Raw genomic sequence first — 13326 nt, forward strand, 5'->3', positions numbered from 1 at the left:
AGCACGTTGGCCCGGTCGATCTGTTGATCGACCGGGCCGCTTGCTGACCGGAGTCGTCCAGGAGCGGGGGCGGTCAGCGGAGCCGGAACATCCCGGTGTCCGGCTCGAACGTCACCGCTGCGGTGTCGAAGGCGCGACCGATGGCACCGCCTGCCGCCAACTGCTCGACCGGCGCGCTGGTGACGACGCCGCCCGGTCCGATCAGCCAGCCGTCCTGCCCCATCCGCACCGCGGCTTCCACGTCGTGGGTGGATGCGACGACGGCGATGCCGCGCTCGGTGGCGATCCGGCGCAGCAACGCGAGCAGTTCGATCCGGGCCGGCGCATCGAGGAACGCGCTCGGCTCGTCGAGCAGCAGCAGCGCCGGCTCCTGGGCCAGTGCCCGGGCGATCATGATCCGTTGCCGCTGTCCGTCCGACATCCTCGTCAGCGCAACATCTTCCAGTCCGTCGGCGTGCACGGCGGCGATGGCGTCGGCGATGACGGACCGGTCGGTGGCGGTCAGGTTGCCGGCGCTCTTGCGGTGCGGGTAACGCCCCAGCCTGACCACGTCACCGCCCCGCAGCAGGCCAGGATCGAACCGCTCGGTCAGCACCACGGCGACCCGGGCGGCCCGCCGGCGCGGTTCGAGATCCAGCAGTGAGGCGCCGGCGAGCAACACCTGACCGGCGAACAGCCGCTGCAGTCCCGCCACCGACCGGAGCAGGGTCGACTTGCCGGACCCGTTCGGGCCCAGCAGCACGGTGACCCGGCCCGCCGACGCGACGAGGTCGACGTCACGCAGCACGAGCACCGGCGCAGCCCGCCAGCCCGAGCCGGCGTAGCCGACGGTCACGCCCTTCAGCACCAGGTCGCCCACCGGCCCGCTCATGCCGCACCCGCCGCCAGCGTCCGGCTGCGGAGCAGCGCGGCGACGACGACCGGGGCGCCGATCGCGGCCGTCACCACGTTGAGCGGGAGCACCCCTTCGGAGCCCGGCAGCACCGCGATCACCGCGCAGACCTGGCAGACGACGGCGCCCATCAGCACGCTCGCCGGCAGCAGCAGGCGATGGTCGGCGCGACCCAGCGCAAGCCGGGCGAGATGCGGAATCGCGATGCCGAGGAATGCGATCGGCCCGCAGAACGCGGTGATGGCGCCGGCGATGAGCGCGGTGGCCACGATCGCGATGGTTCGCAGCCGGCGGACGGCCACGCCCATCGACGCCGCGTAGGTCTCGCCCAGCAGCAGGGCGTTGAGCGACCCCGACACCAGGCCGGCCAGCAGTATGCCCACCAGCACGGGTATGCCGAGGAACCACAGGTCCGCCCTGGTGGTGCCACTGACCGAACCGAGCCCCCACAGGACGAACTTCTGGATCCGCGCGGGGTCGGAATAGGCCAGCAGCAAGGAGATCAGCGCCCCTGCGGCCGCCCCTATCATCACCCCGATGATCAGCAGGGCGACGACCGAGCGCACCCACCGGGCCAGCGCGAGCACCAGCAACAGGATCGCCAGGGCACCCAGGGCCGCGGCGACGACGGTGCGGAACCGGCCGCTGACCCCGATGGTGGTGGCGAACACGCCGGCGGCGGTGCCGGTGCCGAGCACCGAGAGCGCCACGCCAAGCCCCGCCCCGGAGGAGACCCCGAGGATGTAGGGGTCGGCGAGCGGGTTGGCGAACAGCGTCTGCATCAGCAGGCCGGCGACCGCCAGACCCGCCCCGGCGATGATCGCGGTGATCACCCTGGGCATCCGGACCTCGGCGAGCAGCACCGTGGTGGTGGGGTCCCCGGCGTCGCCGGTGAGCAGGTACTGCACCGTCGCCGACGGCGGGATGGGCACCGACCCGACGCCGAATGCGAGCACGGCCGTCACCAGGGTCAGCAGCGCGAGCGCTGCCAACACCAGTACCGGCCGTGTCCGCATCGTCAGCTGAGCTTCAGGTAGAACGCGTACTCGTGTCCGGGCGCCTGGTCCGGGTGCAGGATCGCGACCAGGTCGCCGAGGATCAGGTCCGGCCGGACGACCCCCAGCTCGTAGAAGTTGTTGCCGCCGGACGGGGTGACGTCCTTCGCCGCGTTCCAGACGTTGCCGGTCTTGAACGCCTCGAACTCGGCGAACCGCGGTTCCTCGGCCAGCGCCTCGGCCTTGGTGGTCCAGGTGGTGCTGGCCAGCCACGCCGGCGCCGTTCCCGCCTTGGCGAAGACGGTCTCGACGTCGGTGCTGATCGAACCCGTCGTGGTGTCGGCCGCCCATGCGGTCGTGCCACCCGCGTCGGCGATCAGCCTGGCGTTGAACGACTTTCCGCCCGGGACGAACCAGGTGCCCTGGTAGGGCTGGCCGGGGACCACGGCGACGTCGGTGGCGTCCTTCATCTTTTCGGCGAGCGCCTCATAGTCGGTGCTGACGCCGTCGAAGAAGGACGCCGCTGCGGCCTCTGTCCCGGTCAGGGCGGCGAAGTACTTCACCCACTCCGCCCGGCCGAGGGGGTCGTTCTCCAGCCACTCGGCGTTCGCCAGGACCGGGATCCCGGCGGCCTTGATCACCGCATACGCCGGGTCGTCGGTGCCCGCCGTGATGACGGCCTGGGGCTTGCCCTTGACGACCGCCTCGGCGTCGACGGTGCCGGCCGCCGAGTACTCGACGACACCCGGCTCGGCAACCCGGTCGAGGACCTCCTTCTCGGAGATGAAGGCCTTCGACCCCACGCCGGTCAACGCGTCGAGCTGGTCGAGCGCGACCAGGCTGCCCAGGTGCGAGGTGGAACCCGAGTACAGCGACGTGACGGGGGTGGTGACGACGGTGGCCTCGGCCAGTTCCCCGGTCAGCTCCGGCTTCGGCGCTCCGCAACGGACCAGGACGTAGGACTCCGCCGACCCGCCCTGGGTCGGTTCCTTGACCGTCAACACCTGGTACGAGTCCTCGTACTCGATGGTGAAGTTGGTGGCGTACTCGACCTGCGACTTGGCCGGGAAGTAGTCGACGCCCTCGGTGTAGTCGGTGATGCAGCCTTTGTCGTCGAAGGTCGCGGCGGCGGAGCCGGTGGCACTGGCGCTGGCGGAAACACTTGCGGCACTGCCGCTCTCGGCGGTTGCCGCCGCCGAGGTCGGCGTGCTGGAGGACGATTCGGACGAACTGCAGGCGGCGAGCAGCGTCACCGCGGCGACGACGCCGATCAGGGAGGTCGCCCGGCGGCGCACCGTGCGCGCATTGGAACGCGGCCGGGTCGGGTCGTGGCGGGGGTGATCGTGGCGAGGGTGGTCGGGGTCAACCCTGGAGGCAGGGTGGAGGGGAGGCACAGAAGGCTCCTGGACAGGCCGAGCGGTGGCGGGTTCGGAGCCAGCGGCACGGACCACGGGGTGGCCCGATCGCGCGCGACCGTCCCTCGCGGTCCCGAACGACGTGGACCGGCGGTCCACGTACCGATGGCAGGTCTTCGGACTCCCGGGCGCTGCCGGCGCGATCGAGGAACGACCGTGCCGGACTTCCTACTGGCCATCGCTTCCCGGACGCTGTCGTCCAGTGCTGTACCCCACGGGGGTGGGGTGATGGCGGTCGTTCCCGATCACCGCTGCGGGGCAGTCCCGGATTCACACCGGGTTCCCTGTTGTCCCACCGGCCCCGTCACCACCGCCGCCGATGCGGTGAGGGTGAAGGATTCTGCGGACCATCAGCCGCGAGAAGGCTACTCCAGGAACGGCGATCCGTTGTTGCGGCGTACAGGGATCACACGGAGCCGGATGTCGGGTTCAGCTCCAGTGCAGCAGCAGCACGCTGGCCGGGATGGCCAGCAGCGCCAGGGACGCGAGGTAGACCAGGGCGATCTGCCAGCGCGCCAGCGGACGGGGGTCCAGCAACCGGCGGACCCGGTCGGCGACGGCGGTGCCGGCAATGGCCGGCGAGTCGGCCAGTCGGTCGGGCGGCACGAACGGCGGCGGCCCCGACAGTGCGACCTTCGCCAGCGCCGAAGCCAGTGCCGCACAGGAGGTTCGGCTCGCCGCCACGTCGTCGGCCAGCATCTCGGTGAGTTCGGACACCGCCCCACCGGCCGGCCTGACGCCGGGTACCCGGCCGAGGGCGATGGCCCACGCCTGGAACGGGAGCACCAGCAGGTCGTGCCGGGCGCGCAGATGCGCCCGTTCGTGCTGGATGACGGCGGCCAACTCCGCGTCGGTCAGCAGGTCGACCAGACCGGCGGACAGCACGACCCTGGAATGCCATCCGGGCAGCGTGTAGGCGACGGCGGCGCGGTGATCCAGAATCCTGACATCGGCGGGCCGGACGAGCCGGCGGGCACCGTTCCGTCGCTCCGCCGGGGCGGTGAGCAGGTCGAGCACCTGCCGGTGGGCGCGCCGCCGGCGGGCGATCAGCACCGCGGTACGGAGCAGCACCGTCAGCAGCACGGCCGTGAGAACGGCGGCGAGCAGGCCGCAGACCAGCCGCCACGCCGGCACGTCCAGCGAGCCCGTCAGCAGTGCGGCGAACCAGTTCCAGGCCCCGCCGAGCAGCCAGTCGCCGAGCGGTTCGACGGCGAGCACCACCAGTCCCGCGACGACGGAGAATCCGGCGGCCAGACAGACCGCCTGCCAGAGCACCAGGGCAGGCCGCGGTGATCGGCGCGGCCATCGGGCCCTGGCCAGCCGCTCGCTGACCGGGGCGGTGAGCACGAGTCCCACCGCGATGAGGAGCACTGCGAACAACGACACGGAGATCTCGCCGGAGATCACGTGCTACCGGCCGTCCAACGCCCGCCGCAACGCTTCGACGTCCTCGGCCGACACGCCCCCGACGAACCGGGTGAGCGTGGCGTCGCGGTCCGCAGAGGTGTCGAGGACCTGCTGCATGAGCGCCGCGGTGTGCTCGTCACGGTCGGCCACCGCCTCGTAGGAATGCGCCCGGCCGTCCCGGCTGCGCCGCACCAGGCCCTTGGTCTCCAGCCGGGACAGCACCGTCAGCACGGTGGTGACCGCAAGCTCCCGACCGGGCAGCAGATCCACCACCGCTCGCGCCGTCATCGGCTCCCCGGCGTCCCAGAGCACTTCGATGACGGCGCGCTCCAATTCGCCGCGGCCCGCCATCGACACTCCCGTCACCGGATAACCAACTCAATCCGGACGATTCTACATCGAGTAGAACCGTATGCCACCTGCTGCGTCGGTCGGCCTGCGGTGCGAACGTCATCCCGACCGCCGCGCGGTCGCCGGCACCCGCCGGCCGCCCTCCAGCACGACGACCTCGTCCGCCGCGCCGACATCCGACGGCCGGTGACTGACCAGGACGACGCTGCGATCCCCGGCTTCGGTGAGCAGCAGTCGGGTGACGGCGTCTGCCGTGGCCGGGTCCAGGTGGGCGGCCGGCTCGTCGGCCAGCAGGACGGGCCGTCCGGCCAGGAATGCCCTGGCCAGCGCCACCCGCTGCCGCTCGCCACCCGAGACGGCCTGCCCGTGCTCCCCCACCCGGGTGTCGAGGCCCTCGGGCAGGCGATCGAGCCACGGCCCGGCGCCCGCTGTGCGCAGGGCGGCAGCCACCTCGTCGTCGGACGCGTCGGGCCGGGCCAGCCGAACGTTCTCGGCGAGGGTGGAGTCGAACAGGTGCGCTCGTTGATCGCACCAGCCGAAGTGTGTCCGCGCCTCGTCGGGGTCGAGTGCGGCCAGGTCGACGCCGTCGACGGTGATGGTGCCCGCGGTCGGCGTCAGGAATCCCAGCAGCACCGCCAGCAACGTCGACTTACCGGAACCGGACTCCCCCAGCACGACGATCCGCTTGCCGGGCTCCAGGTCGAGGTCGATTCCCGTCACCGCGTCGTGGTCGACGCCCGGCCAGCGCGCCGACACACCGCGCAGCCGGATCAGCGGCCCCGCGCCGGAGACCGGCAGCGGCACAGGATGTTCGGGCGCGGCGGCCGTCACGGCCGGGGTGTCGAGCACACCGAACAACCGAGCGACCGCAGCCGAGGACCGGCGCAGCGTGGACGCGGCCGTGCCCACCGCCTGCACGGTGTCGGTGAGCGCGAGCGGCGTGAGCACGATCACGGCGAGCAACACCGGGTCGAGGTTGGCCGAGACCACGGCGGGCACGCCGAACCGGGCCGACAGCCACACCGCCGCTCCCATCGCCGCCACCGCGAGGCCGGCGGCGATCCCCGCGGCACGCGCGGTACCCGCCGCGACCCGGCGATTGGCCGACTCGAGCACGGCCAGTTCGGCCAGCCTGCCGTCCATCGCGTCCAACACGGTCAGCTCGGCCAGTTCGTCGAGCATCTCGGTGACCAGCTGGGTGCGCCGCGCCCGCAGGGCGACGACGGCATGCTCGATGCGGGCGTTGCGCCGGGCTGTGATGAGCGGCGCCGCGATGCAGGCGACCACCAGCGCCACGGCGAGCGCCAGCCCGGCGAGCGGCAGAATCAGGAACGCCAGCACGACGGTGCCGCCGCACACCAGCACGGCCGCTCCCAGCGGCAACAGGCCACGCAGGAACGCATCGCCGGCATCGTCCACGTCGTCGACGGTGCGAGCGAGCAGGTCACCCTTGCGCCAGAGTGGGAGCCCGGCCGGCGCCAGTTCGGCGAGGTGCGCCACCAGCCGCTGACGGATCCTGCCCAGCACCCGGAACGCGGCGTCGTGCGACACCAGCCGCTCCAGGTACCGCAGCACCCCCCGACCGATGCCGAAGGTCCGGACGGCGACGACCGCAACCATCAGGTACAGCACGGGTGGCTGTTGGGCGGCTCGGGCGATCAACCATGCCGAGGTCGCCATCAGCGCCACGGCACAGCCTGAGGCAAGACCCCCGAGCACGGCCGCGCCGACGAGCCGGCCGCGGTGTCCGCGGGCCTGTCCCCACAGCCGCAGCAGTGGTGAGCCGGTGCGGCGGACCGGCACGTACACCGCAACGGCGGCAGCCGGAGCGCGGTCGGGCGGCGCTGGCGTCAAAGGCGGGGTCGTCACCACGGGCCGACCGCCAGTACCTCGACGTCGTCGATCGGTTGGTCCGCCACGGGGAGGTCCACCGAGCCGAGGTGGATCGCGTGGTCGGCCAGTACCAGCGGCGCCGTGCGGTGGGTCACCAGCACCACGGTCCGTCCGACGGCGGCCGTCCGGATGCCGGACAACACCCGCTCCTCTGTTCCCTCGTCCAGCGAGGCGGTCGGCTCGTCGAGCAGCAGCACCGTCGACGGCCGGGCGATGGCCCGTGCGAGCGCAAGCCGTTGCCGCTGGCCCTGACTCAGACCGGCGCCGCCCTCGCCCAGTTCTGTGTTCCAGCCGGCCGGCAACGCGTCGATGAACCCGGTGGCATCCACCGCCGCCAGCGCTGCCCGCAACGTCGCGTCGTCGGCGGTCGGATTGCCGAGCGCGAGGTTCTCGCGGATCGATCCGGCCTGCATCGCCGCACCCTGACCCGCCCAGGACAGGGCTGCACGCCAGGCACCGGGCTCGACCTCGGTCAGATCGATGTCGGCGGGCGGTACCGATTCCTGTGGTGCCAATTGTGGTGGTCCTGTGGACGGACCCGTGACGAGCACCCGGCCCCTGTCGGGGCGCTGGACACCGGCGAGCACCTGCAGCAGGGTGGTCTTCCCGGCACCACTGTCACCAGTCACCACGGTGACCGCTCCGGCCGGGATGGTCAGCGACAGTGGGCCGACGGTTCCCCGTTCGCCGATGGCGCCGACCGTCACGGCGTCCAGCCGGAACCCGGGCACCGCGGGTAGATCGGTCCTGGCGCCCGGGACCGGGACCGGCGTGTCGAGGACGGCCAGCACCTTGCCGGTCGCGGCGACCCCATCGGCCGCGGCATGGAACTGGGTGCCCAGCTGGCGGAGCGGGAGGTAGGCCTCCGGGGCGAGGATCAGCACCGCCAGGCCCACCTGCAGCGTGAGATCGCCGTACACGAGGCGCAACCCGATCGCGACGGCGACCAGTGCCACCGACAGCGAGGCCAGCAGTTCCAGCACCATCGACGACAGGAACGCCACTTTCAGCGTGCTCATCGAGGTACGGCGGTAATCGTCGGTGACCCGGCGGACGGCCTCCGCCTGCGCCTTGGCCCGGCCGAAGACCTTGAGGGTCGGCAGTCCCGCCACCACGTCCGTGAAGTGCCCGGCGAGCCGGGACAGGCTCTGCCACTTCTGCTGTGTCTGACGGTCGGTGTACCAGCCGACCAGCGCCATGAAGACGGGTATCAGCGGCAGGGTGATGGCCACGATCACCGCGCTGGTCAGGTCGGCGGTACACAGATAGGCCAGCATGATCAGCGGGATCACCACCGACAACACCAGCTGCGGCAGGTATCTCGCCACGTAGTCGTGCAGTGACTCGATCCCGGTGGTGGCCAGCACGGCCAGTTCGCCGCCGTGCTCCCCGGAGCGCCACCGCGGCCCCAGTGCGGCGGCGTGCCGCAACAGGTCCCGACGCAATCCGACCGTCACTGAACTGGCGCTGCGCCGGGCGACCTCCTCGGACACCCAGGCCAGAATCGCCCTGGCGCCCATGACAACGGCCAGCGCGACCAGGCGATCCAGCACGTCGTCCAGGCCGTCGCCGCCGATGATGACGTCGGCGAGGATGCCGGCGATCAACACCGCCTGCGCGATGACAACGCCGGCCATCGCGATGCCGAGCAGCACCGACACCACCAGGAGCGTGCGGACACCCGCGGCATACCGCATCAGTCGCGGGTCCAGTGGGCGCATGGGTTCAGTGTCACAGACCGTGCCGACAGTGCCTGCCCGGTTCCTCCCGCACTGCCCTGTTACCGATCACCGGCGCGCTCGAGGACGCACTGTCGGTGCCGACTGCGATGGTCACCATGTGCCGATGCTCGACCGCCTGCACGCGCGTGAATGGCAGGAGATTCGTTAAGTCCTCCAAACAAACCGGAATCGGAGAGCGTTTGGGAATCGGCAAAACCGGGTACAGGTCACCTATTGACAGCTTTACCGAAAGCATGGCGAATACTTGGGGTGGATTGCTGTGGTCATTCAAGGAACTACCAGCCAGGGCCACCGAGGTCCATTCCTCACGCAGTCCGGCATGCCCGCGCAGCGTCCCGCACACACCCAGATACCGCGTCGAGAGCGGCCGAACGTCGTGACGGTACTTCTCGTCGATCCGGCGAGGGAGAGCCGGGAGCTCCTGTCCGGCGGCCTGATCGACGCAGGGATCGGGCGGGTGATCGTGGCCGAGTCAGTGGGTGCGGCGGAGGACATCGTCGACAGCAGCTCCGGTGGTGATCTGGCCCTGATCAGTCTGGCTCTGGGCGAGTCCGCGGTTCGGCTGATCCGCCGGCTCCGCAGCGAACCATGGCGGCGAGTCGTCGCACTCGCGCCGTCCGGCGACGTCCCGACAGTTCTCGGCGCGCTGCAGGCCGGTGCCTCCGGCGTACTCCGCGGGCACCCGAAAACCCCTGTCGCAGAACTACCTCGACTCGTTCACGAGCTCACCGACCGGGAGATCGAGGTGCTGACCGACGTGGCCGACGGCCGGTCCAACAAGTGGATCGGCGAACATCTGTCGCTGTCCGCCCTGACGGTCAAGAGCCACCTGGCACGGATAAGCCGGAAACTCGGCACCGGTGACCGTGCGCAGATGGTTGCAATCGCCATGCGCGCCGGATTGATCGCCTGACGATCAGTGCCTTCGGCGGCTCTCCAGCAGCATGAGGGTGGTCGCCACCGTCACCTGTCGCGGAGCCGCGGACGGAGCGCTACCGCTTCCCGTTGACCGGCCCAGGCGAGCGCCATGGCGGGGTGCCAAGATCGGCCTGCGCGTCGGTCCTGTGAGACCACCCGCATAATTCGGTCCCGGCTTCCGAAGGCGGTCAGCATGGCTCAACCCGGTGATCCAGGGATCGAAGGCGGCTTGCTCGGCATCGTCGAGGCCGCTCGGTCTGACTTGGCCGTCCGACTGGGAATCTCGCCAGAGGAGATCACGCCGGTATCCGCCGCTTCGGTGGTGTGGCCGGATTCGGCGCTCGGTTGTCGTCGGCCGAACATGCGCTACAAGCAGGTGCCGGTCGACGGGACGCTGGTCGAACTTCAGGCAAACGGCAAGCTCTACCGCTACCACAGCGGGGGGCCACGACCCCCGTTTCTCTGCACCGCGTGAGGGTCCCCGCTCGGGCTCGAAATCGCCTTGCCATATCCCTTTGGTGTTGTCGCCCGAACGGTGGACGAGTACCTTCCCAGCGAAGAGTGAACGCACAGTTCCTTGACGTTGGCGACCTGTCACTTTCCTCCACTCCGGTCTCTATCGGCAGATCACTCATCGAGGGAGTCCTCCAATGCGCACCAAGACAGCCGTCGCCACGATGGTCATTCTGGTCTGCGGCATGGTGCAGCCTGCTGGCGTCGTCTTCGCTGCGAGTCCGGCCGGACCGGAGGGCGCCCACACCAGCGTCGAGCCGGGCGCGGGTGGGACGAAGGACGTGGCGGAAAGCTCCTCCGGGAGCTACATCGTTGTGATGAAGCAAGACCCGTTGGTGGCGTCGATACCGACCACCCGCCTGTCGACGCCGCAAGCAGTCGCTCAGGCAAGCGCACTGGATGCTATCCACACCGAGGTATTGGCCGATGCTGGAGTGGTCGAGGAGGCGAAGGTTCACGACTACACAAATTCACTCAACGGATTCTCAGCAATTGTCAGTCACGACAAGGCAATAGCCATGGCGGCGAATCCAGCCGTCGCGTTGGTCATGCCGGACGACGTCCGGCACCTGACCCGCGAGTCCCAGGCCGGCCAGAGCACCTCAGCAGGGAGCACCCAACAGGACGATTTGGGCCATTTTCTTGGCCTTACCGGCCGCGCGGAGGCGTGGCGCAGCGGTGTCACCGGGGAGGGCGTGGTTGTCGGAGTCATCGACACCGGGATCTGGCCGGAGCACCCAAGTTTCGCCGATGACGGTTCTTACAAACCGCCGGCTCAACCTCTGGACAGCAGCGAACGCTCGGCCTGTGACTTCGGTGATACTGCCCACAACCCGGACGACGCGCCTTTCAGCTGCAACAACAAACTGATCGGCGCACGTCAGATGCTCGACACCTATCGGAAGGTAGTCGGCGCCGAACCCGACGAATTTGATTCGGCCAGGGATGATGACGGCCATGGAACGCACACTGCATCCACCGCCGCCGGTAACTCCAAGGTGCAGGCAGAAATCTCGCACCGGCCGATAGCGGTGATTTCGGGCATCGCGCCCCGAGCCCAGATCGTCGCTTACAAGGCACTGGGAAAAGATGGTGGATTCACGTCTGATTTGGCCGCAGCCATTGACCAGGCGGTTGCCGACGGCGTCGATGTGATCAATTATTCGGTCGGCGGCGGCGCCCAGACAGTCACCGCAGACACGATCGCCTTTCTCTTTGCCGCCGACGCCGGGGTGTTCTCCGCGGTCTCCGCCGGCAACGACGGCCCGACCGCGGAGACGATCGGGGGGCCGGCTGATGTCCCCTGGGTGACGGCGGTCGGTGCCAACACGATGAAGCGATCGTTCGAAGGCATCGTCAAGCTCGACCGGGGGCCGAACGTGTCCGGCTCCTCCTTGACGGCAGGTACCCGGAGGCTGGCGTTGGTCGATGCAGAGGCGGCTCCGAAGGCAGGGGCGAGCGGGGCTCAATCCGAGCTGTGCCTGGCCGGCACCTTGGACCCCGCCAAGGTGACCGGAAAGATCGTGCTGTGCAAGCGGGGCGGGAACGGCCGCGTTGCCAAGAGCGCCGCGGTGCTGGCCGCCGGCGGGGCCGGGATGGTCCTGTACAACGCTTCGAACTCCGACAACCTCTTTACTGACAACTTCTTCCTGCCCACCGTGCACCTGGATTTCTCAACCGGATTGACGGTGAAGTTCTATATTCATCATCACCGCAATCCAATGGCCACCCTTCAAACGGGGAAGGTGACCACATTGCCCTATGCCCCGTCGATGACCGCATTTTCCTCACGCGGCCCCAACCCTTCCGCGCCGGACATCATCAAACCGGACATCACCGCGCCAGGAATTCAAATACTGGCCGGCAACACACCGTTCCCGACCCCGGGGGAAGAGGTCCCGGGGGAACTGTTCCAGGCCATTGCAGGCACGTCGATGTCCAGCCCGGTCGTCGCAGGTGTCTACGCGCTGATCAAGCAGGTGCATCCGGATTGGAGCGCAGCGGCTGCCAAGTCCGCGTTGATGACCACGGCCGACACCAACGTCAAGGACAACGATCGCAAGAGCAAGGCCGGACCGTTCGCGATGGGCTCCGGCATGGTGGACCCTGGCAAGCCGGGTGCCAACGGTTCCGCATTCAAGCCCGGCCTTGTCTATGACGCCGGTTTCACCGACTATCTCGGCTTCCTCTGCGACGCCGGGCCAGAGGCGTTCCAAAATCCCGAGGCCACCTGCTCGGCACTGTCAGCCAATGGGATACCGATCGTCGCCACGGGACTCAACCTGTCCTCGATCGGTGTGTCCCAGCTCGCCGGCCGCACGACGGTCACCCGAACGGTCACCAGCGTCGCCGACAAGCCAGTCACCTGGAGGGCGGAGATCATGGCGCCCCCCGGTTATTCGGTGAAAGTCGACCCCAAACGGTTCACCCTCCGACCCGGGGAATCCGAACGCGTCCAGGTGACTGTCACCAATACCGGCTCCGCGAAGATCGGTGAGTGGGCCACCGGAGCGTTGACCTGGAAGGCCAGGACATACGAGGTCCGAAGCCCCATTGCGGTCCGTGGGGTCACGATGGATGTGCCGACGGAGGTTTCCGGCAGCGGTGTACAGGGTTCACTGAACTTCGATGTCAAGTTCGGTTACACCGGTCCGTACGCCGCGCGCGCGCATGGCCTGGTAGCGCCAATCGACACAACAGACCAGATCAGTCAGGACCCGGACCAGACCTACCCCAGTGCTGACGACGGAGCCGGAGTTGACGCCATCCCGGTGACGTTGACCGGCATCGCGCACGCTCGCTGGTCGCTGGTGCTCCCCGGGGATAACGATTTGGATCTCTACCTGTTGGACGGCACCGGGAAAGTGGTTGCCTCCAGCACCAATGGCGGCACCGACGAAACCATCGATGTCAGTTCACCACCCGACGGCAACTACACCCTGATCGTGCACGGCTGGGCGGTAGGTGCCACCCCGGTGACCTACACCATGCACAACTGGAATGTTCCTGCGGCACCCGGAGGTGGTTCGTTGGTCATCGACAAAGCACCGACTGCAGCCACCATTGGGGCCACCGCGAGTGTGACTGTCAGCTGGTCCGGGTTGACGGCCGGAACGACCTACCTGGGCGCCGTCTCCCACAGCAACGCTGACGGCATTGTCGGGCTGACACTCGTGGACGTTACCGGCTAGCGCTCGGAT

At 69.2% G+C, this 13326-nt stretch carries 10 protein-coding genes and 1 riboswitch; of the genes, 3 read left to right on the forward strand and 7 right to left on the reverse strand.

Translation table 11 applies throughout. From position 1 onward, the window contains the following. Nucleotides 1-73: 73 nt before the first annotated feature. The 7 genes from ACVBEQ_RS18970 to cydD all read right to left on the reverse strand — a co-directional run bounded on the left by ACVBEQ_RS18970 (nucleotide 74) and on the right by cydD (nucleotide 8674). Nucleotides 74-871, reverse strand: a complete 798-nt coding sequence (locus ACVBEQ_RS18970) for an ABC transporter ATP-binding protein (protein WP_447154862.1) — start codon at nucleotides 869-871, stop codon at nucleotides 74-76. Beyond that, nucleotides 868-1908, reverse strand: coding sequence for a FecCD family ABC transporter permease (locus tag ACVBEQ_RS18975; protein WP_447154863.1), 1041 nt, complete (start codon nucleotides 1906-1908; stop codon nucleotides 868-870). Before ACVBEQ_RS18975 ends, ACVBEQ_RS18970 begins: the two co-directional genes overlap by 4 nt. Nucleotides 1909-1910: 2 nt before the next feature. Continuing rightward, a complete protein-coding gene (locus tag ACVBEQ_RS18980; protein ID WP_447154864.1) occupies nucleotides 1911-3182 on the reverse strand; it encodes an ABC transporter substrate-binding protein in 1272 nt (423 codons plus the stop codon). 210 nt (nucleotides 3183-3392) lie between these two features. Then, nucleotides 3393-3629, reverse strand: a riboswitch (cobalamin riboswitch). Nucleotides 3630-3731: 102 nt separating this feature from the next. Continuing rightward, nucleotides 3732-4688 carry a M56 family metallopeptidase gene (locus ACVBEQ_RS18985; RefSeq protein ID WP_447154865.1) on the reverse strand — a complete coding sequence of 319 codons (957 nt, stop codon included), beginning with the start codon at nucleotides 4686-4688 and terminating at the stop codon, nucleotides 3732-3734. 24 nt (nucleotides 4689-4712) lie between these two features. After that, nucleotides 4713-5060, reverse strand: a complete 348-nt coding sequence (locus tag ACVBEQ_RS18990) for a BlaI/MecI/CopY family transcriptional regulator (RefSeq protein WP_447154866.1) — start codon at nucleotides 5058-5060, stop codon at nucleotides 4713-4715. A gap of 99 nt (nucleotides 5061-5159) precedes the next feature. Next, nucleotides 5160-6914 (reverse strand): thiol reductant ABC exporter subunit CydC, encoded by a 1755-nt coding sequence (gene cydC / locus ACVBEQ_RS18995; protein WP_447154867.1) that lies wholly within the window; start codon nucleotides 6912-6914, stop codon nucleotides 5160-5162. 11 nt (nucleotides 6915-6925) lie between these two features. Further along, nucleotides 6926-8674 carry a thiol reductant ABC exporter subunit CydD gene (gene cydD / locus ACVBEQ_RS19000; RefSeq protein ID WP_447154868.1) on the reverse strand — a complete coding sequence of 583 codons (1749 nt, stop codon included), beginning with the start codon at nucleotides 8672-8674 and terminating at the stop codon, nucleotides 6926-6928. 340 nt (nucleotides 8675-9014) lie between these two features. Between cydD and ACVBEQ_RS19005 the strand changes: the two genes are divergently transcribed. The 3 genes from ACVBEQ_RS19005 to ACVBEQ_RS19015 all read left to right on the forward strand — a co-directional run bounded on the left by ACVBEQ_RS19005 (nucleotide 9015) and on the right by ACVBEQ_RS19015 (nucleotide 13317). Further along, complete coding sequence (locus ACVBEQ_RS19005) at nucleotides 9015-9608, forward strand: response regulator transcription factor (RefSeq protein WP_447154869.1); 594 nt, start codon at nucleotides 9015-9017, stop codon at nucleotides 9606-9608. Nucleotides 9609-9806: 198 nt separating this feature from the next. Then, a complete protein-coding gene (locus ACVBEQ_RS19010) occupies nucleotides 9807-10088 on the forward strand; it encodes a hypothetical protein (RefSeq protein ID WP_447154870.1) in 282 nt (93 codons plus the stop codon). A gap of 175 nt (nucleotides 10089-10263) precedes the next feature. Next, nucleotides 10264-13317: a S8 family serine peptidase gene (locus ACVBEQ_RS19015; RefSeq protein ID WP_447154871.1), complete on the forward strand. Its 3054-nt coding sequence runs from the start codon at nucleotides 10264-10266 to the stop codon at nucleotides 13315-13317. Nucleotides 13318-13326 lie beyond the last annotated feature (9 nt).

The organism is Nakamurella sp. GG22 (assembly GCF_052976845.2).

Coding starts and splice junctions, on each gene's coding strand:
- ACVBEQ_RS18970 (WP_447154862.1), bottom strand. CDS start 871: ATGAGCGGGCCGGTGGGCGACCTGGTGCTGAAGGGCGTGACCGTCGGC.
- ACVBEQ_RS18975 (WP_447154863.1), bottom strand. CDS start 1,908: ATGCGGACACGGCCGGTACTGGTGTTGGCAGCGCTCGCGCTGCTGACC.
- ACVBEQ_RS18990 (WP_447154866.1), bottom strand. CDS start 5,060: ATGGCGGGCCGCGGCGAATTGGAGCGCGCCGTCATCGAAGTGCTCTGG.
- cydD (WP_447154868.1), bottom strand. CDS start 8,674: ATGCGCCCACTGGACCCGCGACTGATGCGGTATGCCGCGGGTGTCCGC.
- ACVBEQ_RS19005 (WP_447154869.1), top strand. CDS start 9,015: ATGCCCGCGCAGCGTCCCGCACACACCCAGATACCGCGTCGAGAGCGG.
- ACVBEQ_RS19010 (WP_447154870.1), top strand. CDS start 9,807: ATGGCTCAACCCGGTGATCCAGGGATCGAAGGCGGCTTGCTCGGCATC.
- ACVBEQ_RS19015 (WP_447154871.1), top strand. CDS start 10,264: ATGCGCACCAAGACAGCCGTCGCCACGATGGTCATTCTGGTCTGCGGC.